This window comes from Companilactobacillus sp. FL22-3, from assembly GCF_054881455.1.
Genome location: NZ_JBTYYZ010000007.1, coordinates 18,523 through 39,121, shown reverse-complemented (window position 1 = coordinate 39,121; position 20,599 = coordinate 18,523). Strand labels below are relative to the sequence as shown.

General features: G+C 37.0%; 20 protein-coding genes. 10 read left to right on the top strand and 10 right to left on the bottom strand.

The features are described 5' to 3' along the window. The first annotated feature begins 92 nt into the window (after window positions 1-92). Entirely contained in the window at window positions 93-599 is a 507-nt protein-coding gene (locus tag ACYT32_RS07490; RefSeq protein ID WP_395265579.1) for an aminoacyl-tRNA deacylase, read from the top strand. Window positions 600-638: 39 nt separating this feature from the next. On the opposite strand, the gene ACYT32_RS07485 is transcribed toward ACYT32_RS07490, so the two are convergent. Next, complete coding sequence (locus ACYT32_RS07485) at window positions 639-770, bottom strand: hypothetical protein (RefSeq protein ID WP_395265580.1); 132 nt, start codon at window positions 768-770, stop codon at window positions 639-641. 156 nt (window positions 771-926) lie between these two features. Here ACYT32_RS07485 and ACYT32_RS07480 point away from each other — a divergent pair, with 156 nt between their 5' ends. Next, window positions 927-1,106: a hypothetical protein gene (locus ACYT32_RS07480; protein WP_395265581.1), complete on the top strand. Its 180-nt coding sequence runs from the start codon at window positions 927-929 to the stop codon at window positions 1,104-1,106. Between the two features lie 138 nt (window positions 1,107-1,244). On the opposite strand, the gene ACYT32_RS07475 is transcribed toward ACYT32_RS07480, so the two are convergent. Next, window positions 1,245-1,418 carry a hypothetical protein gene (locus ACYT32_RS07475; protein WP_461793388.1) on the bottom strand — a complete coding sequence of 58 codons (174 nt, stop codon included), beginning with the start codon at window positions 1,416-1,418 and terminating at the stop codon, window positions 1,245-1,247. 99 nt (window positions 1,419-1,517) lie between these two features. Between ACYT32_RS07475 and ACYT32_RS07470 the strand changes: the two genes are divergently transcribed. The 3 genes from ACYT32_RS07470 to ACYT32_RS07460 all read left to right on the top strand — a co-directional run bounded on the left by ACYT32_RS07470 (window position 1,518) and on the right by ACYT32_RS07460 (window position 4,815). After that, window positions 1,518-2,741, top strand: a complete 1,224-nt coding sequence (locus ACYT32_RS07470) for a M20/M25/M40 family metallo-hydrolase (protein ID WP_395265583.1) — start codon at window positions 1,518-1,520, stop codon at window positions 2,739-2,741. A gap of 424 nt (window positions 2,742-3,165) precedes the next feature. Continuing rightward, on the top strand, window positions 3,166-4,179 hold the full coding sequence (locus ACYT32_RS07465) for an inorganic phosphate transporter (protein ID WP_395265584.1): 1,014 nt from the start codon (window positions 3,166-3,168) through the stop codon (window positions 4,177-4,179). A gap of 12 nt (window positions 4,180-4,191) precedes the next feature. Next, window positions 4,192-4,815, top strand: a complete 624-nt coding sequence (locus ACYT32_RS07460; RefSeq protein ID WP_395265585.1) for a DUF47 domain-containing protein — start codon at window positions 4,192-4,194, stop codon at window positions 4,813-4,815. Window positions 4,816-4,944: 129 nt separating this feature from the next. On the opposite strand, the gene ACYT32_RS07455 is transcribed toward ACYT32_RS07460, so the two are convergent. Both ACYT32_RS07455 and rsgA read right to left on the bottom strand, forming a co-directional pair. Then, window positions 4,945-5,913, bottom strand: a complete 969-nt coding sequence (locus tag ACYT32_RS07455) for a DUF6933 domain-containing protein (protein WP_395265586.1) — start codon at window positions 5,911-5,913, stop codon at window positions 4,945-4,947. Between the two features lie 131 nt (window positions 5,914-6,044). Next, window positions 6,045-7,106, bottom strand: coding sequence for a ribosome small subunit-dependent GTPase A (gene rsgA / locus ACYT32_RS07450; RefSeq protein ID WP_395265587.1), 1,062 nt, complete (start codon window positions 7,104-7,106; stop codon window positions 6,045-6,047). Between the two features lie 344 nt (window positions 7,107-7,450). On the opposite strand from rsgA, the gene ACYT32_RS07445 reads away from it, so the two are divergent. Next, window positions 7,451-7,795: a hypothetical protein gene (locus tag ACYT32_RS07445; protein WP_395265588.1), complete on the top strand. Its 345-nt coding sequence runs from the start codon at window positions 7,451-7,453 to the stop codon at window positions 7,793-7,795. A 106-nt stretch (window positions 7,796-7,901) separates the two neighbouring features. Here ACYT32_RS07445 and ACYT32_RS07440 read toward each other — a convergent pair whose 3' ends face one another. Continuing rightward, window positions 7,902-8,426, bottom strand: a complete 525-nt coding sequence (locus ACYT32_RS07440) for a MarR family winged helix-turn-helix transcriptional regulator (protein WP_395265589.1) — start codon at window positions 8,424-8,426, stop codon at window positions 7,902-7,904. A gap of 150 nt (window positions 8,427-8,576) precedes the next feature. Between ACYT32_RS07440 and ACYT32_RS07435 the strand changes: the two genes are divergently transcribed. Both ACYT32_RS07435 and ACYT32_RS07430 read left to right on the top strand, forming a co-directional pair. Next, window positions 8,577-9,512 (top strand): ATP-binding cassette domain-containing protein, encoded by a 936-nt coding sequence (locus tag ACYT32_RS07435; protein WP_395265590.1) that lies wholly within the window; start codon window positions 8,577-8,579, stop codon window positions 9,510-9,512. Window positions 9,513-9,531: 19 nt separating this feature from the next. After that, window positions 9,532-10,308, top strand: a complete 777-nt coding sequence (locus tag ACYT32_RS07430) for an ABC transporter permease (protein ID WP_395265591.1) — start codon at window positions 9,532-9,534, stop codon at window positions 10,306-10,308. 270 nt (window positions 10,309-10,578) lie between these two features. Here the strand turns inward: ACYT32_RS07430 and ACYT32_RS07425 are convergent, their stop codons facing one another. Together ACYT32_RS07425 and ACYT32_RS07420 are read right to left on the bottom strand one after the other, a co-directional pair. Further along, window positions 10,579-12,096 (bottom strand): collagen-binding domain-containing protein, encoded by a 1,518-nt coding sequence (locus tag ACYT32_RS07425; protein ID WP_395265592.1) that lies wholly within the window; start codon window positions 12,094-12,096, stop codon window positions 10,579-10,581. A gap of 528 nt (window positions 12,097-12,624) precedes the next feature. Continuing rightward, a complete protein-coding gene (locus tag ACYT32_RS07420; protein ID WP_395265593.1) occupies window positions 12,625-14,823 on the bottom strand; it encodes a Tex family protein in 2,199 nt (732 codons plus the stop codon). 154 nt (window positions 14,824-14,977) lie between these two features. Between ACYT32_RS07420 and ACYT32_RS07415 the strand changes: the two genes are divergently transcribed. Both ACYT32_RS07415 and ACYT32_RS07410 read left to right on the top strand, forming a co-directional pair. After that, on the top strand, window positions 14,978-15,475 hold the full coding sequence (locus tag ACYT32_RS07415; protein ID WP_395265594.1) for a prolyl-tRNA synthetase associated domain-containing protein: 498 nt from the start codon (window positions 14,978-14,980) through the stop codon (window positions 15,473-15,475). Between the two features lie 32 nt (window positions 15,476-15,507). Next, window positions 15,508-16,041: a GNAT family N-acetyltransferase gene (locus ACYT32_RS07410; RefSeq protein WP_395265595.1), complete on the top strand. Its 534-nt coding sequence runs from the start codon at window positions 15,508-15,510 to the stop codon at window positions 16,039-16,041. Window positions 16,042-16,090: 49 nt separating this feature from the next. Here the strand turns inward: ACYT32_RS07410 and ACYT32_RS07405 are convergent, their stop codons facing one another. From ACYT32_RS07405 to ACYT32_RS07395, 3 genes are all read right to left on the bottom strand, one after another. Continuing rightward, a complete protein-coding gene (locus tag ACYT32_RS07405; protein ID WP_395265596.1) occupies window positions 16,091-16,513 on the bottom strand; it encodes a hypothetical protein in 423 nt (140 codons plus the stop codon). 432 nt (window positions 16,514-16,945) lie between these two features. Beyond that, a complete protein-coding gene (locus ACYT32_RS07400) occupies window positions 16,946-18,727 on the bottom strand; it encodes an ABC transporter ATP-binding protein (RefSeq protein ID WP_395265597.1) in 1,782 nt (593 codons plus the stop codon). Continuing rightward, window positions 18,724-20,445, bottom strand: coding sequence for an ABC transporter ATP-binding protein (locus tag ACYT32_RS07395; protein ID WP_395265598.1), 1,722 nt, complete (start codon window positions 20,443-20,445; stop codon window positions 18,724-18,726). The genes ACYT32_RS07400 and ACYT32_RS07395 overlap by 4 nt, the downstream gene beginning before the upstream one ends. Window positions 20,446-20,599: the final 154 nt, after the last annotated feature.

Sequence of the window (20,599 nt, the reverse complement as noted above, 5' to 3'; positions counted from 1 at the left end):
ATTTTTCTACCAACCAAAGCTTCAATCCTTTTAAAAAATACTAGCTTTGTTATTATATACTACGTAACGATGATTTAGGGGTTGAAATAATTATGAGCAAAAAGAAAAAGATCCAAAAAACATTAGTCGAAAAGATCCTCGATAAGGAAAAAATCGACTACGTACCGATGACTTTTGAAACAGAATCTGATGGTGACACTCAAGAGTTAGTCACTGATAAAAGTACTCGGGATGGATACAAAATATATAAAACACTTGTCTTAACTGGTAATAAGACTGGCCCTCTTGTGGGCATGTTACCCTTAGACAAACACTTGAGCTACAAGATGTTAGCCAAATTGTCAGGAAATAAAAAAGTCGGCATGGTTCCACTGAAAGATCTTGTTAAAACGAGTGGCTTTGAACATGGAGCTAATAGCCCGGTAGGAATCCATTCCCTACATAATTATCCAATTTTCTTTGACAGTGAGGCTGAACGTTCGGAAAAAATTATTGTTTCGGCCGGTAAAATCGGTCAATCAATTTTGATCGAACCCCATGCACTGGCTAAAGCAGTTAATGCTACTTTTGGTGATTTTGCCGTAGATAATCCCGAATAATAAAAAAACCAATGACATAAGTCATTGGCAATAATATCTTTAAGCAGCTTTATTTTTTAGATTGTCGATAGCTTTTTCAATGGTTGTACCGTTACCAAAGTGGTTGCTATCATTAACATCAACTGCAGTGAATAATTGATCTTTAAGATCTAAAAGAATTCTATATTTCATATTATTCACGCCTCCTTTATGTTCCGTATATCTAAGAGGTAGCGACTAACTGTTACATTAAACGCTTTTAGCTCTAAAGTCAACCAAAAACTCTTTTACTTGACTTTAAAAGTAAATATGAATAAAATCTAAGTCACAATAAAAAAGGAGAATTAAATGAACAATATTTGGAAATACGTTTTGGGCTTCTTCATTGCCCTGCTTTTATTCTCAATCTTCATTCATATAATTTTGCCACTAGCACTTGTTCTGGCAATTATCGGTGGGATATATTACTTATATCGTAGACATCAAAACAACAAGTACACCCCCGATGGTCGCAAGAAAGTCAACTAATACAAAATAGAGGTCTTTAAGACCGTTTTTGAAGAATCATATACTAATCGATATGGTTCTTTTTCTTTGCACAGACTCAATTATACAAAACAAGGAAAAAAATAATTCCAGTTTTTGTCCTTGTTTTTGTAGAAACATCTATTTATTAGGCTTATCGATATCGGCTGTTCCTGCAATTAGCAACAAGACTCCCCCAGCCACTGCCGTAGTAATCAAATTTCCGTTACTCAACCATTTGAAAATAAACCCTAGCAGGGCAACAACTAGAAGCATAATACCTAGCCATAAATCTAATTTCATCAATAATTTCATTTTTCGCACCCTTTTATTATTCATTTTATAAAATTAATACTAAAATAAAGACTGAAACATCTATTAGTAACATTATACATTATCTTGGAGGGGTAACAAATGGACAAAGCACAACGTTTAAGTGTTTTAGACGATTTAATAAAGTTGAACACAGTTAATGGAAACGAAGAACTTGTAGCTAACTATCTCAAAAATTTATTCGAAAAAAATGGCATTAAAGCCGAATTAAACCAATATGCTGACAATCGCTATAATTTAATAGCTTCAATCGGTGATGGCTCTGGTAAGGTACTTGGCTTTACTGGACACGAAGATGTCGTTTCAACTGTAGATGACAGTAAATGGAATTATGGTCCATTTAATCCCAAACACATTGATGGCAAAATTTTTGGCCGTGGAACTACCGATATGAAAGGTGGTCTAGCTGGATTAGCCATTGCGATGATTGAACTTCATGAAGATGACAATTTTAAAGGCAATATTAAATTTATTGCCACTGTTGGTGAGGAAAAAGGCGAACTCGGTGCTGACAAATTAGCTAAAGAAGGCTACGCTGATGACCTATCTGCTCTAATCGTTGGTGAACCAAGCAACGCTTCATCTAAACTTGTGATGGATCAAATGATTGCCACTGGAATGATTGAGACTAATGGTAAGAAATCGGAATCACGAATAGCGGCTTTTTGTGCTCACAAAGGTTCCGTAACCTACAAAGTTATCTCTCATGGTAAAGCCGCACACAGTTCTATGCCTGAAGTCGGTATCAATGCCTTGGATAATTTGATTGCCTACTATAATCAACAGAGTGCTTACTTCCAAGAATTAGTCAAAACAGAAGATGATATTTTAGGCACAACTAAGCCATCTGTGACAGTGCTCAATGCTGGTGAACAAGAAAATACCATCCCTGATTACGCTGAAATGACTGTCAAGATCAGAACGATTCCTGAACACGGTAATGATGAAATAATTGCTGATTTGAAGAGTATTATCGATAAAATGAATCAAGCTGATCCCAAAATGAAACTTGAATTCCAACTACTCAGCAGCAACTGGCCAGTCAAAACTGACATCAATTCTAACTTTGTAAAATTAGTTAAAGAAAGCTACAAAGAAGTTCTTGATACTAACATTTTAACGGTTGGAGCTCCTGGTGGTACTGATGCCTCCAAATTTGTGGAAGCTAACCACGACCTGGATGTAATTGTTGCAGGACCAGGAAATGAAACTGCTCACCAAGTAAATGAATATTTATTTGAAGATGACTATCTACAGTACATCAATATTTATGAAGCCATTGCTAAAAAATTCAGTGAGCAATAGGCAAATAATAAGTAAAAAATTTTTGAACCGGCTGTTTTTTTATAAACTAGTTCACATTTGAAAAACTACTAATCCCCATATACTAAATATTCATTGCCACATTAATTACAATATTTTCAAAAGCACCCATCAATAATCCATTTTGATGAGTGCTTTTTTACTAGCCTCCCCTAATTTTCTCAATAAGCAATTATCATCACTTAGTAAAATTTTTAATCAATTAAAGTCAAAAAATTCTCTGTAGTTCATGGCGCCCCTTTAAAGTCTTTAGCCTCAATTTACAATCGTTTGGCTCATAATTGATAACCCGAAAAAAATAAGTTATTCTTAGTCGCAATTTTGATATAGGTTTTAACCAAAGTTCATGTTATGATTTTCACAAGAAAGCGTATTCTTTATTCATAAAATCAAGGTGGGTGATCTTATGTCTATTGCACTGATCGTTACAATTGTACTGGTAATGGGAGTCATCTTCGTTAATGGGTGGACAGATGCTACAAATGCGATTGCTACTGCTGTGTCAACTCGAGTTTTACGGCCACATGTTGCCATTGCCATGGCAGTTGTCATGAACTTTTTGGGCGCACTTTTTATGACCCTGTTCAATGCTCAAGTGGCGGAAACTATCAGCAATATTGTCAGTTTTGATGGTGCTGGCAACTCGAGTCAAATTGCCTTAGCGGCCTCGCTGTTTGCTATCGTCAGTTGGGCGGTGATGGCTTGGTGGTTTGGGATTCCAACCAGTGAATCACATGCCCTGATTGCTGGTTTAACAGGTGCAGCCATGGCCTTAGGTGGTTTGGATGCGGTAAATCCCAACGAATGGTTAAAAGTCATCATTGGCTTGGTAGTTTCAACTGTTTTAGGCCTAGGTGGCGGCTATTTGATCACCAAATTAATTATTTTTATTTTTAAAGGTGTCAATCGTCTACTAGCAAATAAAATCTTTACAATCGGTCAAGCTGTCAGCGCTATGGCAATGGCTTTTCTTCACGGGGCTCAAGACGGGCAAAAATTTATGGGTGTCTTCATGTTAACGCTTTATTACAACAATTTAGTCGAAAAGACTGGTAACGGCTTCAGCATTCCTATCTGGGTCATGGTCCTCTGCTCTGTCACAATGGGTATCGGCACATCGATCGGTGGAATGAGAATTATCAAGTCAGTGGGAATGGATATGGTCAAGTTGGAAAAGTACCAAGGCTTTTCAGCTGATTTAAGCGCTGCCATAACCTTATTTCTATCTTCAATCTTTGGTATCCCTGTTTCTACCACTCACACAAAAACTACCGCCATTATGGGTACTGGAGCTGCTCGACGTTTGTCATCTGTCGATTGGAAAATAGTTTACGATATGGTACTAGCTTGGATTTTGACCTTTCCGGGCTGTGGAATTATCGCCTACTTGATGGCAAAACTTTTTATTGCGATATTTTAAGGAGGATTTAAAATGTTACGAAAAAAAGAATTCGATTTTTTTAAAGCAATGGAACATTTAGCTGATGATGCCTTGGCAGCTAGCAAGGTCCTAGATGAAATCATCAATAACTTTGATACTCAGCCTTGGCAACAAAAAAGCGAGACGATTCACAAAATTGAAAGCGATGGCGATGATGAAGTTAAAAAAATCATGCATGAGTTATATATTTCTTTCATCACGCCAATCGATCGTGAAGATATTGTCCAATTAGTCGATAAACTAGATAACATCATTGATGGGATCGACGGTTTAACATATGAATTCGCTTACTTGCACATTCAAGAATTACGTCCTAATACCGATCAATTCATGAAGTTGATTAGTGCTGCCGTTCTGGATGTTTCACAAGCCGTCAAAGAATTCTCCCATTTTAAAAATTCTAAGATGTTGAATCAAAATATCGAAAACGCTAATAAAATTGAATCTCAAGGTGACGACCTTCACAACCAAAATTTAAGTATTCTTTTTTCAACAGAAACAGACCCTATCAACGTGATCCGTTGGCAAAAGCTCTACTCGGGTTTTGAAAAAATTCTCGATGCTTGTGAAGATTGTGCCGATGTAATTACCGGATTAGTTATTAAAAACAGTTAAAAAGTCGGAGTCTAAGTCTTGCCAACACGATTTAACAAAGAACCTAAAAAACAACTCACAGTCGTAATGATTGTGAGCTGTTTTATTATCTACAAAAATTTAAAATAATTAATACCAAACTCCTTCAACTTACCAAATTGAAGATTTCATTAATTCCTTCATTTCTTTAACAAAGTCACCATCGATCAATCCCTGCTGCGCTAAAAATTGATATAACTTATTCATACTCCGCTGTACTTGCTTTACCTCGGTCATACTGCTGCCATGAAAGTATAAATCACCCACTGATGAGGCATCATCGTCAAAAAGAGTTTTAAGATGATAAGCTAAATATTCATTCAAATATAACTTCAGCATATTTTGATGCGATTTGACCGTCTTTTTAGAATAATCGTCTTTAAGATAATCACTGAAACTAGCAATCAGTTCATCATTCAAATTTCCTATCGTGATAATTTGTTGATCAATTTTTTCGTAATCATCAGAAGATGAATACTTTTTCGCTGTAACGGCCGCTTCTTTTAATTTTTTACAGATATCTTGCAAATGTGTATTATCAACTTTTTTAGAATTTACTTTAGCCTTATGCCAAACGAGATTCTTTACCGCTAACGCCTCCGGTACAGAGCTGTAGTGAACAAAATTGTCTGAATCCAAATTTCGGACTGAGCTAGTCAAATCATTTGAAAGCAATACTTCATCCGTTTCGTTAGCATCCAAATATTGTTCTACTACCATCGATACTTCATTCAGATGTCCAACTTGACTCCGATTGACAGTTGGACCAATTTGCCAATCTCCGGCAGTTTTTAAATATTCATTAAGCGTTGCTTGTGAAATCCCCATATTTTGACATACCTCCGCTAGCTGCTCCTCAAATCTAGCTTTCATTTGTGAACGATTTTTGGCGTTGACATCAAATATGACAACCGTCAAAGTACTGGCATCATGACTAAAAATCACTACCTTTTTGCGATTATAAGTCAAGTACTTCACATGCCACGAAAAAACTGGATTTGCTAAAGCAGTTTGCTTATCTTCTTTCATTGGATAATCTTTGAATAAGGACTGTGCTTTTTGAACAACATTAATAAACATTCTGACACCTCTATAAGTTTTGTTGTACTGATATTATACGTTGAAATAATCACAAATAATAATAGAAAATGAAGTATGAGTCTTAAAAATAAGTTTTACTAACCCGATTTGACTTTTTCTGCTCATGCAGCTTATTTTCTAATGTGCTTGATATGTTTACGGACTTGCTTCATCTGCTGTTTACTGCCAAACATTCGATTTATTTTATCATTTTCTAATTGGCGGGAATTCATGCCATCATATGACATTTCTCGCTGCAATTTAAAGTAACTTTCCAGACGATCTAGGCTCAAAGTCCCCTCTGCAATCGCTTGTCTGACCGCACATCCAGGCTCAGTTTGATGAGAACAATTTCTAAATTTGCACCGGACAGCCAATTGTTCAATATCGCTAAACGTCTTGGACAAATCACCGACTTGAACTTGTAATTCCCGCATGCCTGGGGTATCAATTACTACTCCGCCTTGAGGCAACAATAATAACTGACGAAAAGTGGTGGTATGCCGTCCCTTATCATCAAATGTCCGAATATCATTCGTAACTAGTTTGTCTTCACCAGCTAACCAATTAATCAAAGTTGACTTACCAACACCTGAAGAACCAACGAAAGCAACTGTTCTATTTTGAGTAGTAAATTTTAATAAATCACTATAACCTTCTTGATTCTTAGCTGAACAGATGATGATATCAACACCCAAACAAACATCTTCCAACTGATGTAATTTTTCTGGTAGATCATCACATAGATCTGATTTTGTCAGAACTACTACTGGTAAGGCACCGCTTTCCCAACTAATCGTCAGATAGCGCTCTATGCGATGAACATTAAAATTATTGTTCAAAGACATACAGATAAAAACCACATCAATATTACTAGCAATAATTTGACCGTCATTATTTCCCGAAACTTCCCGAGTTAAGACACTTTTGCGGGTCAAAACTTGTTGAATGATGGCGACGTCTGAATTTTCATCGATCATAACCCAATCACCAACAGCGGGATAAGCCATCACATTCGTTATTTGATATTGCAACTTACCAGCAATTTTAGCCTGACTAAATCCCTTTTTTGTAACTATTCGATAAAGGGAACGATGTTGTTCGGTCACCCTTGCGAGAATTAAGTGAGGATAAGCTAATGCCATATTTTCAATATCTTCTGTTAAACCATATTTTTTTAAATTAATTTCCAATTTTCTTTTCCTTTACAAGTGGTGTCTCCTAAAACTTGCAAAAAAAAATGACACAATCACCCGATTGCATCACAAATAGAAAAAAGCATATTGCGCCAATTTCATTGTTTGCTAAGCATTAGGGTACACAAAATAAGCAGTTATTTAACTACTTTTATTTCATATTCTCTAAATCTTAACGAACAATGTCCATATAGCATCTACCTCATATTTTATTAGCTTTAAGATAGCATCTTCAAATTAAACTGTCAATTAGTCCTGAGACATTTGACACATTGAACAAAGTTCTGCAGAATAACTTAATAGAAACCACTCAAAATCAAACGAAAATGAAGGTCACGATCATGGATAAGCAAACTAAGTTTGTTAAATTAACGAATATTGGATTAGATAATTTGAAACTTTATAAGAAGGAGCCAACTGGCTATCTAGATAATGTCTGTTATCTGTATACCAGCACTAACAGTAGCCATACTTTTGTGGCGATGAACTCTACTCAAAAAGTATTAGATTTTTACAAGTTTAATACTTCAATGGAAAAAGACGATATTATGAAAAAAGTTATCAAACTCTTCAGCGATGATGAAGCAACTGATTTTAAGAAATCTTTTGAGTCGGTTCAAGAATTTTCTTTAACTGATAATGTTGTTGTTGAATTACCACTTAATAATGGTGTCTTTACAATCTAACTAAAAAACATCAAATAAAGCTAGTACTAAAATGCACTCTCTATATTGGAAACAATACAGAGAGTGCATTTTTCAATTCATATCCAAAACTCCAAGTAAATAATGTTTATGGTTCTCTTTTATCATCACGAATTTTAGCCATCACATGATTCAGCATGAGTTGATGATACTTATTATGCAAGGTAGGATCTGCATCTTTTATGTCGCGATACATCTGTTCATTTATTTTATCTAAAATATTATTAAACTGTTGCAGCTCTTCGTCACTCAAAGCCCGTAAGTACTTGGGAATAACTTGCATACTCTTATCTATTTCCAAACGACCAGCTTCAGTTAAACTAACGATTGTCACCCGTTTATCAGTGGTTGACTTTTTCCGTGATACTAATCCCCGACTCTCCAGTTTACGAACAAATTCGGCGACCGACTGTGGTGTCATATTAAGTCGTTCAACTAAATCTTTTTGTGACAAATTATTATTATCGGATAATGCTAACAATATTTTCCCTTGGCCTTGAAAGAGAGCTTTATAATCAATTTTGCGCTGAGCATCATCTTCAGCAATATTCTGTAACATCCCAAACTCGACTAATTTGCCGGCGGTCTTACCTTGATTAATTAAATCTGCCATTGATCAATTCCTCCATGTCATATTATACTCGCTAATCTGATTTAATTCAGGTCTACCTGAATAAATCTCTTGCTTTTTAATCAGGGACACCTTACAATGTATTTCGTCAGGTAGACCTGATTATTTTTCTCAAAAAGAGGTTATTAAAATATGCAAGCCAAGAATGCAATTACAGTCAATCATTTATCAAAAAAATTTATGCAACAAACTGCCGTTGACGATGTTTCGTTTACTGTTAAGAAAGGCGAAGTCTTCGGCCTATTAGGACCAAATGGTGCTGGTAAGACCACTATTCTACGAATGTTAACCACGCTATTGAAACCAAGTTCTGGTGAAATCACTATTTTTGGTCATGATATTCAAAAAAATGGCAAAGCTGCTCGGAGTACTTTTGGTGTGACTGGACAATATGCCTCGGTAGACGAAGATCTCTCGGCTAAGGAGAATCTCCTAATATTTTCAAGATTAAATGGTCTTAGTAAAAAAGCTGCTTTGGCAAGATCTCAAGAACTACTCCAAGAATTTTCGCTGGAAAAGAGCGCTGACAAATCAATCAAGGATTTTTCTGGTGGTATGAGACGAAGACTGGACTTAGCGATCAGTTTGATCACCCGTCCCGCACTGATTTTTTTAGACGAACCGACCACTGGCCTCGATCCCCGTACACGTTCACAAATGTGGGACACAATTAGAAGCTTAGTTAAACAAGGATCAACTATCTTTTTAACCACCCAATATCTCGAAGAAGCCGACAATTTGGCCGACCGAGTAGCTGTCATCGATCATGGAAAACTCATCAAAATTGGAACTCCCGATCAATTAAAACGTGAGACCGGTGAAGCAACTTTGTCTTTAAAAGTCGATCGAAGTCTTGATTTAACAGCCGCAATACAAATCTTTCAATCTGAATTGAGCACCAAGCCCAAGATAATCGATAACACCATCATTACTAAGTTTAAAAATACGGACCAGGCAATCAACGTTTTGGCACAATTAAAGAAAGGCCAAATCATTATTTCTGATTTGACCATTCAAGAACCTACTCTTGATGATGTCTTCATGGACTTGACTGTTGGTAAAAATTAAATAAGGAGCAAATACAACTATGGAAATCAAACAAACTCGTATTAATATAATTCAAAATATCATCACGATGGCTCATCGAAACTTATTAAAAACCCTACACAATCCCGATCAATTCATGGATGTCATCATTCAACCAGTTATGTTCACCTTACTGTTTGGATATCTTTTTGGAGGTGCCATCGCCGGAGGAGTGCACGCCTATTTACCAACAATCGTCCCTGGTATCTTAATTCAAACTATTTTATCTGCTGCTTCCGGATCTGGTACCCAAATCAGAGAAGATATGGAAACTGGAATTTTTGATCGTTTCAAGTCCTTGCCGATTGCCCATGTTGCTCCTCTAGCAGGACAATTATTGGCCGATATCTCAAGACTCTTTATTGCCACCATTGCCTCTTTAACAACTGGTTATTTAATGGGGTGGCGTCCCAATGTTAATTTTGGTTGGATCATTGTCATTATCTTGCTAGCTATCTTCATTGGCTGGGCAATTTCCTGGATCTATGCTTTGGTTGGACTATTAGCAAAAAGTGCCACAATGGTTGAAAGTATTTCCTTGATGACCATGTTATTATTGTCATTCTTATCCAATGCTTTCATCCCTATCAAAACTTTACCTAAAGTCTTACAAATCATTGCCAATCTCAATCCCATGACTTATGTCATCACCGCTATCCGCCAAATTTTAATAAAAGGCACATTTCCTAACACTGCTTGGACCGTTTTAATCTTTGGCCTCGCAATTGTCCTGATTTTCGCACCGTTGACTGTTTGGGCATATAACCGACAAAGTTAATCCCTATTAAACCTAATTTAAAAATTGAAAAAAAATATTGATATCATTCTGAAATCACGATGTTTGAGTCCTTACTTTTTTTTAAGACCTTTTGTCTACTTCTTTTTTAATTTGTAACTCGAGTATGACTGAAAAATATAGCTTATAAACAACAAAATTAACCAAAACAAAAACCCTTAGTTCGGCTGATATCCAAACTAAGGGTTTGCTTCGATCATATCTATTTTTTAGAAATTTGCTTTCATTGATTTATCAATATAAGAGTTGCCCTTACTTATCCATTCTTACTTTCTTAAACACAATACTTAATCCCAACATAATCACACCAGCAACTGTCATCAAAATACCACTAGCAGCACCAGCTTGTGGCAATCTACTTGACCCACTTGCCGAACTTGTATCATTTGATTGTGCAGTATTAGTTAATGGAACCAAACCACTACCTCTATTTATTGAAGATAATGTTTTTTCTTCATTATTACCATTAAAGTCTAAATTTCCCTCTGAACCACCGTTGATAATAATCTCTTGATCATCGTCATCCACATTTCCATCAGGTTCTGGCTCTGGACTTGTTGGTGTTGGATCAATTGTAAAGCCAGGGTCAACTAATTCATTCCCTTCGTTGTTTTCATCTGGTTCGCCTGGCTCTTCTGGCACAGTCACAATATTGTTGTTATCTTGCAAGTCCCATCTGTGAGTTTCGCCACCAACAACATTCACCTGTTCAGCTACGATATTACCGTCTAAATTGTGATGAATATTGATTGTGGCATCTGGAGCCAATACACTTCCTTGGAATGTATTATTCATTTCAATCACACCATCAAATTGCTTGTTAGCGTTTGTACTATCATAAAAATTCCAAAGCAAGTGGTTGTCGTCAAAATATTCTGTTTCTTGATTTGGTCGTTCGATAGGATTTTCTGCGCCATTATTGAATCTCAATTTAATTTGAGAATTCATTGCATAAGGATTTTGCCCCTTAGTGTCAACGTTGATAATAATTGAAGTGCCACCTTTGTCAGCTGATAATCCTGAAATTGTTAAAGGTGTATTGGCATTCAAAACTTCGGGATCTAAATTGATCACGATTTGATTGTTCGTATCAACTTCAAAATCACTAAGATCAATTACTCGTTGGTTTTGGTCTGAAAAATCAGCATTAGTAATTGTCTTAGAATTCGCCGAAACTAAACCTGCTGATTTGCTTTCCAAATTAATAAATTCTTGGTCAAAATCTAAATACTCGTTTGAATCTTTATCTTGGAAAATTTCATTATTAAGCAAGTGATTGATTGGGGTTTCATTAACTAGTGGAGAAGTATTGTCTTTGCCCAATTCAACGTCATTTGCTTCTCCAAAAATCACCTTATTTGTACGGTGATCGTTGGAACTAACGAATGAGCTTTCTGACATATTTTTTACTTCTTGAACATAAGAAATATCTTTATCCAATAATTTTTCATCCGTAATGTTTGTCCCAAAGTTAACATTTCCGAACAAAGATCCAACCGCAAGGTTTCCATTTGTATGTGCGTTTAAAGTTGCTTCTTTAGCAAAGATATGGAATTTAGAAGCGTATCCCAAATTGTTTTTAGATACGTCTTGAAAGTCGTCACTGACTTTGCCACCATTTTGAACTTCTGGATTGAGTGACTTCTCAGCCACCTTTTGAATTGATATTGCTGTATCATCACTAGCTTTCACATTTGTGATTCCCATCCCTGATAATACAACAGTACTAATTGCAACGCATGATAAAATATTCGCCTTCTTCATTTTCATTAATAATATGTTACTCCCTTATTTATTTCTTGATATAAATATTACCTTATACAAACGATAAGTTTGTTTCAAGTTATGAAAATAATTTTTTTGAATTTTGAATAGAAATGCTTTTTGGCATAAAAACAGACCATGAATTTTATGAAAATTCATGGTCCTATTTATTGTTTCACTTAAAGATTACTGATCCTGTATCCATTCTTTAATTAATTTCTCATAATCTTGGATCAATTGTTCTTGCTCAACAAATTTTCCCAGAGTATGAATCGAGTTCATCTCTTCGTTCAACAAAGGATGCTTATTAGTTCGTTTAGTATCCTCTGTGCTGACAATTCCTTGATTGGAAAGCTTATTAATATATTTTTTATAACCCATCGATAATAACCAAATATCTCGTAAACAACAAATTCAACCAAAAGAAAAACCCATAGTTCGGCTGATATCAAACTATAGGTTCACTTCAATCATATCTACTTTTTAAAAATTTGCATTCATTGATTTATCAATATAAGAGTTGGCCTTTACTTATCAATTCTTATTATCCTTGCGCATCGTCAATTGGATTCGATTTCGATTCTCATCGACACTTAGGACCCAGACGCTCACAATATCACCAATGGTCACAACGGTACTAGGATCACTGACAAAATGATCCGATAATTGGGAAATATGAACTAGGCCATCTTGTTTAACCCCGATATCAACAAAAGCACCGAAGTCGATCACATTTCTAACCGTTCCTTGCAATTCCATTCCCGGCTTCAAATCAGCCATAGTTAAAACATCTTGTCGCAATAGTGGGGCTGGCATGCTATCACGTAAATCACGGCCTGGTTTACTCAAGCCAGCCATAATATCAGTCAAAGTTGCTTCCCCAATAGCTAATTTTTGTGACCATTCTACCTTATTCAACTTACTCAATTTCTGTTGTAATTCAGGCGTACCTAAGGAATCTGGTGTAGCCTCGATCCCTTGTAAAAGCTGATGAGCGGCGGGATAACTTTCAGGATGAATATCGGTATTATCTAGTGGTTCACTTCCAGAAATAATTCTCAAGAAACCGACCGCTTGCTGATAAGCTTTAGGTCCTAAACGTGGTACCGACTTCAAGACTTTACGACTGTCAAAAGTTCCATTTTCATTTCGATATTTCACGATATTCTTCGCTGTCGTAGTCGTCAATCCTGAAATATGAGTCAATAGTTCTGGACTAGCGGTATTCAAATTGACACCAACTTGGTTAACCGCTGTTTCCACAACTCGATCCAACTGTTCATCTAACGACTTTTCAGGGACATCGTGCTGATACTGACCGACACCAATCGCTTTAGGATCAACTTTAATCAATTCCGCTAAAGGATCTTGCAGACGGCGGCCAATACTGATGGCTGAACGTTCTTCGACATGCAGATCTCCAAATTCTGCTCGAGCATTTGCACTGGCTGAATATACTGAAGCTCCGGCTTCATTGACGATCACATAATAGATTGGTTGGTGCAAAGCCTTCAAAATTTGACTGACAAATTCCTCCGATTCACGGCTGGCAGTCCCATTACCAATCGCAATCATTTCAACCTTATACTTTTCTAATAATTGTTTGAAAATTGGTGCAGCTTCTGCCCTTTTTTCACTGCTGGCTGGTTTATGCGGATAGATAACTTGTTTGGCTAAGAATCGTCCGTTTGCGTCGATAATAGCTAGCTTACACCCGGTTCGATATGCAGGATCAAAGCCCATTACTACTTTACCTTTCAAAGGTGCCTGCATTAAAAGGTGATAAAGATTTTTACCAAAAATTTGAATTGCATGATCATCAGCAGTTTCAGTTAATTGACGACGCAGTTCTCTTTCAATAGCGGGTCCAATAAAACGTTTATAACTGTCCTCAAAGGCTTCCTCGACTCTCTTTACAGCAGGACCTTGGTGACGTCCTATCAATTTAGAATGGCCATAACGAAGAATTTGTGCCGTATCAACCTCGATTCCAACAGTTAAAATCTTCTCTTTTTCACCCCGATTAATGGCTAAAATTCGATATGGCGGCAGCTGCTTCAAAGCTTGCGTGAAGTCATAATAAGTTTGATAAACTTGTTGTTCATCTTTTTCTTTGGCTCCACGTTTGACCTTACTAGTTAAAGCACCATTTTGCCAAGTATAACCCCGAACCCATTCTCTAAAATCAGCTCTCTCACTAAAAGTTTCCGCCAAAATTTCGTGTACTCCTGCCCAAACGGAATCCAAATCAGGCAGATCCTTATTGGGATCAATAAAGTCTGTAGCTTTACTGTCCAGATTATTTTGAGGAAAAGTTAGTAACCACTTAGTCAACGGTTCCAAGCCAGCTTCCCGAGCAATCGTAGCCTTGGTACGACGCTTTTGCTTATAAGGCAAATAGAGATCTTCTACTTGTTGTAAAACTATAGCTTGTTCTAATTGTTGCTTCAAATCAGGAGTCAATTTACCCTGTTCTTGAATTAATTTTAAAACATCTTCACGACGTTGATTTAGCTTCAATAAGCGACTAGCCTCATCTTCAATTGCCCGAATAGCTACCTCATCCAAAGCACCTGTGCGCTCTTTTCGATAACGAGCAATAAATGGAACCGTATTTCCTTCATCCAGAAGCGACAATACAGCTTGAATTTGAGGAACTCGATATTGATTAAGTTGTTGATGAACCGGTTTCGCCAATTCATTCAAATTAGTTTGTGTTTCTTTAGTTGCCATTACGCGCCTCCACGTCAAACTAGTTAATTACGCGGCTTTAATTATACCATGGTAACCAAAAATTTCTGTATCTCAATTTATGCGAAAGTCCTAAAACTAGCCTTTATTTAGAGTATAATTAAATTAAATTTTTTTAATTATGGAGGGCAGCTTTATGGAACCAGCAGAACAAGTTGAACAGGCTCTTGATGAAATGAAGATCAAATATCAAATTGTTCATCACCCTATCGCCCACACTACTGAGGAAGCGGATAAATTCATTGAGGGAATCGAAGGTGTCCGCACCAAAACGATGTTTCTCACCAATAAGAAAAAGACCGCATGTTATCTGTTAGTCATGGATGACAGCAAACGACTTGATTTCAAGCAATTTGAGACTTTGACTGGTGCCAAGAGACCAAAAATGGGGCATGACGACCTGTTGGCAGAAAAACTTGGCCTGGCACCCGGAATTGTTTCCATCTTTGGACTTTTGAATAATAAAGATCATGATGTCAGAGTCTACTTCGATAAAGAAATCTTGAGTGAAGCGCGAATGAGTTTTCATCCCAATATCAACACCAGTACTATTTTTGTGGCATCAGATGATGTTTTACAGTTCGTGAAAAATTTAGGCTATGACTATCAAATTATCGACCTAACTGAAGCTTAGCAATTACCATTTAGAATAGAAGGAAAAAATTAATGAGTTTAATTTATATTAGAAAAGCAACGATAAAAGATCTACCAGAAATTATGAACATTATTGATGAAGCTAAGGCTCTGTTAAAAGCTGACGGTAGCGTTCAATGGCAAGGCGGCTACCCTAATAGTGAAATTTTGACCAAGGATATTGCGGCCATGCAGTGTTTCGTCTTGATAGTTGATCAAAAAGTTGCTGGTACGGCCACTTTGATTGTCGGTAATGAACCTAGTTATGACGAAATCATCGGAGGTTCTTGGAACAATACTACTGATCCGTATGCTACAATCCATCGCATTGCAATTGGAAAAGCCTTTGCTGGTCAACATCTCAGCCATTTCTTCTTATCAAATCTAATCAGTGCCGCTTACGCTCAAGGGGTTCGTAATTTCAGAATAGACACTCACGCCGTCAATAAACGTCTTCAAGCTATGGCTAAAGGTTTTGGATACATTCATCGTGGTAAGATCTATGTCGATGAACCCGCTGAGAATCATGAAGACAACGCCCGCTTAGCCTTCGAACTTAATTTATAATAAAAGCCACCCAAAAAACGGGTGGCTTTTATTCATGCTTCTATTATAATTAGTCTTCATTGATCATTGAAACACCAGTTTTATTATTAAAATTGCCGTAATTATCAATTGTCAATCCCAAGGCCTGATTCCGTTCAACATTAACGACTGAGATACGTTCTGGTTTAAGGTACTGATTCTCCCCGATTTTCCACCAATATTGACCGTCTAATTTAATGTACTGACCATACCAGTGCTTCAAGTGATTATTAGCAACAATTGGCAAAGTCCGATTGGTAATGTTCATTTTTTGATCAACTTTCTGATAAACGCGAACTTGACTACTATTACCAACGTCATCAGCGCCCACAATAATAGTTTTTACTGGCGCCTTTTCAACTGGTTCATCGGCAACGGCTTGGATATTTTGAATAGGTAATAAAATCATTAAGAAACTTAATCCTAACAAAACTGGTAAAAACAATTTTTTCATCTATACTTACCCCTGTGATATTTTTTTAACAGATTTTAGTATATCAACGGCTTATATTGAGAGCAAGCAGATTAATCACTCATGTGCAGTAATATTGCTGGATTTATTAGGATAAATAGATAAAGCGAAAGTATCCCAACAATTCCCCAGACAAAATCAAACTTGAAACAAATCCTAATTTCATATAATTACAGGCATCTTTAAATAGATTTACCGAACAGAAGGTTTCCAAACTAAGCATAAAGATAAAGATAACGTGAAATCCCCGAAATACGACTAGTTTAAAATAATCATCGTGAAAGTTCCGTATCTTCTTCGTAAGGCATCACTAATTTTAAATGGTAATTTTCTTGTTTTGAATTCGTTGTCAAAATAGTGTTAATTAAAAAAAATACCAATCTCACAATATAGTTGAGGTTGGCATTTTTTAATTTAATCTGTAACCATCTGATTCCGATACAATCCTGCATAGAATCCATTCTCTTTTAGCAATTCTTCATGGTTACCTTGTTCAATAATTGAACCATTCTTCAAAACAACGATCTTATCAGCGTTCAAAATCGTCTTCAAACGATGGGCAATCACAAAACTAGTCCGACCTTGAATTACTCGATCCATCGCCGCTTGGATATTAGCTTCAGTAACGGTATCAACGTTTGATGTCGCTTCATCCAAAATCAATAACTGTGGATTGGTCAAAATCGTTCTCGCAATTGACATCAATTGTTTTTGGCCGGCAGAGAAAACACTCTGTTCATCGGAAACCTCTGTCTCATATCCATTTGGCAAACTTGTAATAAATTCATGAATATTAGCTTGCTTAGCAGCATCGATTACTTGTTCCATACTTGCCGTTGGATCTCCATAACGGATATTGTCAGCAATCGTTCCCGAAAATAGTTGAGGGTCTTGTAAAACGATTCCAACATTTTCACGGAGAGCTTTTAATGAAAATTTGCGAATGTCTGTCCCATCAATGGTAATTGATCCGCTATCAACATCATAGAAACGATTCAACAAATTCATGACGGTCGTCTTACCAGAACCAGTTGGTCCTACCAATGCGACCATCTCGCCTTTATGAACTGAAATCGAAACGCCGTGTAAAATTTCCTTGCCAGGTAAATAACTGAAATGAACATCGTCAATTTGTAATTCTTGCTTAATACCTGATAATTCTTGACCAGGTTTGGGCTCTATTTCATCTGGTTGGTTTCTCACTTCATCGACTCGGCGCGCTCCCGTAATGGCTAATTGAATCATTCCATAGAGCGATGTCAACGACATAATTGGTTGATAGTATTGTTGTGCATAGTTAACAAAGACCACCACTAAGGCCAAAGCTGCCCCAGTTGATAAAGTACCATTTAAGGCGAACCAGGAACCAAAGAAGATGACAATGGCAGTATTCAAAAGCGACATCCCTTGCATCAAAGGATTCAAAACTCCAGACCAAATTTGACCTTTTAAAGCTGAGTTACGAACCTTTTGATTGTGCTTGAGAAATCCTTTTACGGAGTCATTCTGCAAGCCATTAGTAATGATGACTTTTTGGGCGGTCACTTGTTCATTGATATAACCATTCAAACTTCCCAAGTCATCTTGTTGCTGATTAACGGCAACGCTAGCTTTTTTCATTACAAAGGCTGCGATAACTAAGGCAACCGGTGTGGAAGCCATCGTGACCCAAGCCATCGTGACGTTCTGATCAAACATGACGATCAACAAACCGATAAATTGTGCCACTGATAAAAAGATTTCAATCAAAGCCTGATTCAAAGCATTAAAAATATTATCCAAATCAGAAGTATAGCGGGCCAAAATATCACCATCGCTGTGCGAATCAAAGTATTGCACTTGCATCCGTTGCATCTTTCTAAATAATCCCACTCGCATTGTACCAGTCGAATAAGCTGTGATACGGGCCAAAATCAAACTGGCAATGAATAACGTTCCGGCATCACCTAAATACAGACCTAAATAAATCAGTAAGGTTTTGTGAAAATTACCTAAATTAGCATTAGCATGGGTTGCGGTATGAGTCCACTGTTGAACGTAAGTTGTTAATTCAGAAACAGCTCGTCCCAAATATGTGGGGGCAATAACGATACAGGCAGTAGAAATGCCAATCAAAATTGCCGTCATCAAGAATCCAAACCAATATCTTTTAAAATAATGGCCATAGTATTTACTAGCATTCTTTAAGTCGCTCATGACATTCCCTCCTCTCGTGCCTTTTGTGTTTGATAAATTTGTTGATAAACAGCATTATTGGCAACTAATTCATGGTGAGTGCCATTTCCAACTATCTGGCCATTATCCATTACTAAGATATGGTCAGCCCTAATAATGGAAGAAATCTTTTCTGCAATAACCACGGTAGTTGTCTTTTTCAAATCTTTATCCAAAGCTTCTTGGACCAGTTTTTCAGATTGAGCATCCAGAGCGGAAGTCGCATCATCCAAAATCAAAATCTTTGGTTCCGCAATAACTCCTCTGGTGATAGAAAGTCGCTGCTTTTGTCCCCCGGAGAAATTAGAAGAACGTTCTTCAACTGGAGCATCATAAGTCATTGGCAAACGGTCGATAAATTCCGAAGCTTGAGCGATGTTGGCTGCCCAGGCCATTGTTTCCATATTGGCATCGGATCTAACTTGTCGTAAATTAGCAGAAATTGTGCCTGAAAACAAAGTTGACCGCTGCAAGACGTAAGCAACTGTTTTACGTAAAGAAGCCTCTGACAATTGTTTGACATCAACTCCCCCAACTTTGACAGTTCCAGAATCAGGGTCGTACAAACGTGCGATCAATTGTGCCAAAGTTGTCTTACCTGACCCAGTTGCGCCAACAATTCCGATCATTTCACCCACTTTAGCTTTAAAACTAATATCTTTCAAAGTTGGAGTTGCATCCCCTGGATAAGTGAAGGTTACATGGTCAAATTCGATCTCGCCTTCAACGGGTTCATTATTACCTTCGATATAAGTCATACTTGGTTTTGTATCCATAACTTCGCCAATTCGGCCCAGTGAAATATTTGCTCTTGAAGCCATGATCATTAAAAAGCCACCATTGATGACCGCAAATAAAATTTGCATTAGATAGGAAATAAAACTAGTGATCGCAGCTAAATATGCTGGATGAACGGTAATATTTTGACCAACGATGTAAACGGCTAAGACAACTGCGATGTTAGCTGTTAAAAAGAAAGCTGGCATCAAAATCGCAAAGTTGTAGCCAATTTTTGCCGTAACTTTTGTCAACCGATCAGAGGCTTTAGAAAATTTTGAAATTTCATTGGGTTCCTGAACAAATGATTTCACGACACGAATACCCATCAAATTTTCTCGAGCAACCGTGTTAACATCTTCGATATTTTGTTGAGTTTGAGCAAAATAAATACTCATCTTTTTGTAAGAATACCAACTAACACTTAAAACAATCACCATCATACCCAACAAGACCCACCACTGTTGCGGCATGGTCACCATAGCTAAAATAAAAGCCCCGATAAACAGCAATGGAATTCGGCTAATTTGTTGAAAGCCAGCCATCACGATCTGTTGAACCTGATTGATATCATTTGTCATTCGCACGACTAAATTAGAAGCTGAAAATTTTTCCACATCGGCATAAGCAAACGTCTGAATTTGTTCATATAAATCAGCCCGCAAATCAGTAGCCACGCCCAAAGCGACCCGTGCCGAATAAATCGTATTTATGACTCCAGCTAAAATTCCCACGATAGCTAAACCGATCAAGACTAATCCTTGCTGAAAGATAACCGTCTTATTGTTATTTAAAATGGCATTCATAACTACTTGCAATAACCGTGGTTGCCAAAGAGTTGCAAAGACTAAAGCTATGACTGAAATCAAAGCAATGGCTACATCTTTTCGGTAACGTTTGATATATGGTAGCAATACCCTCATAGAGTTTCCCTCCTTCTCTAATTCAAGCCTTAAATTGAGAGTTAAAAAAGGACAAGACGCCTAAAAACACAGCAGCATCTTGTCCAGCCAGGCTAAAAAAGCCGACCCTCCGATAAATAAAAGTTGAATTAAAACGTTATTAGAAATGGTACAC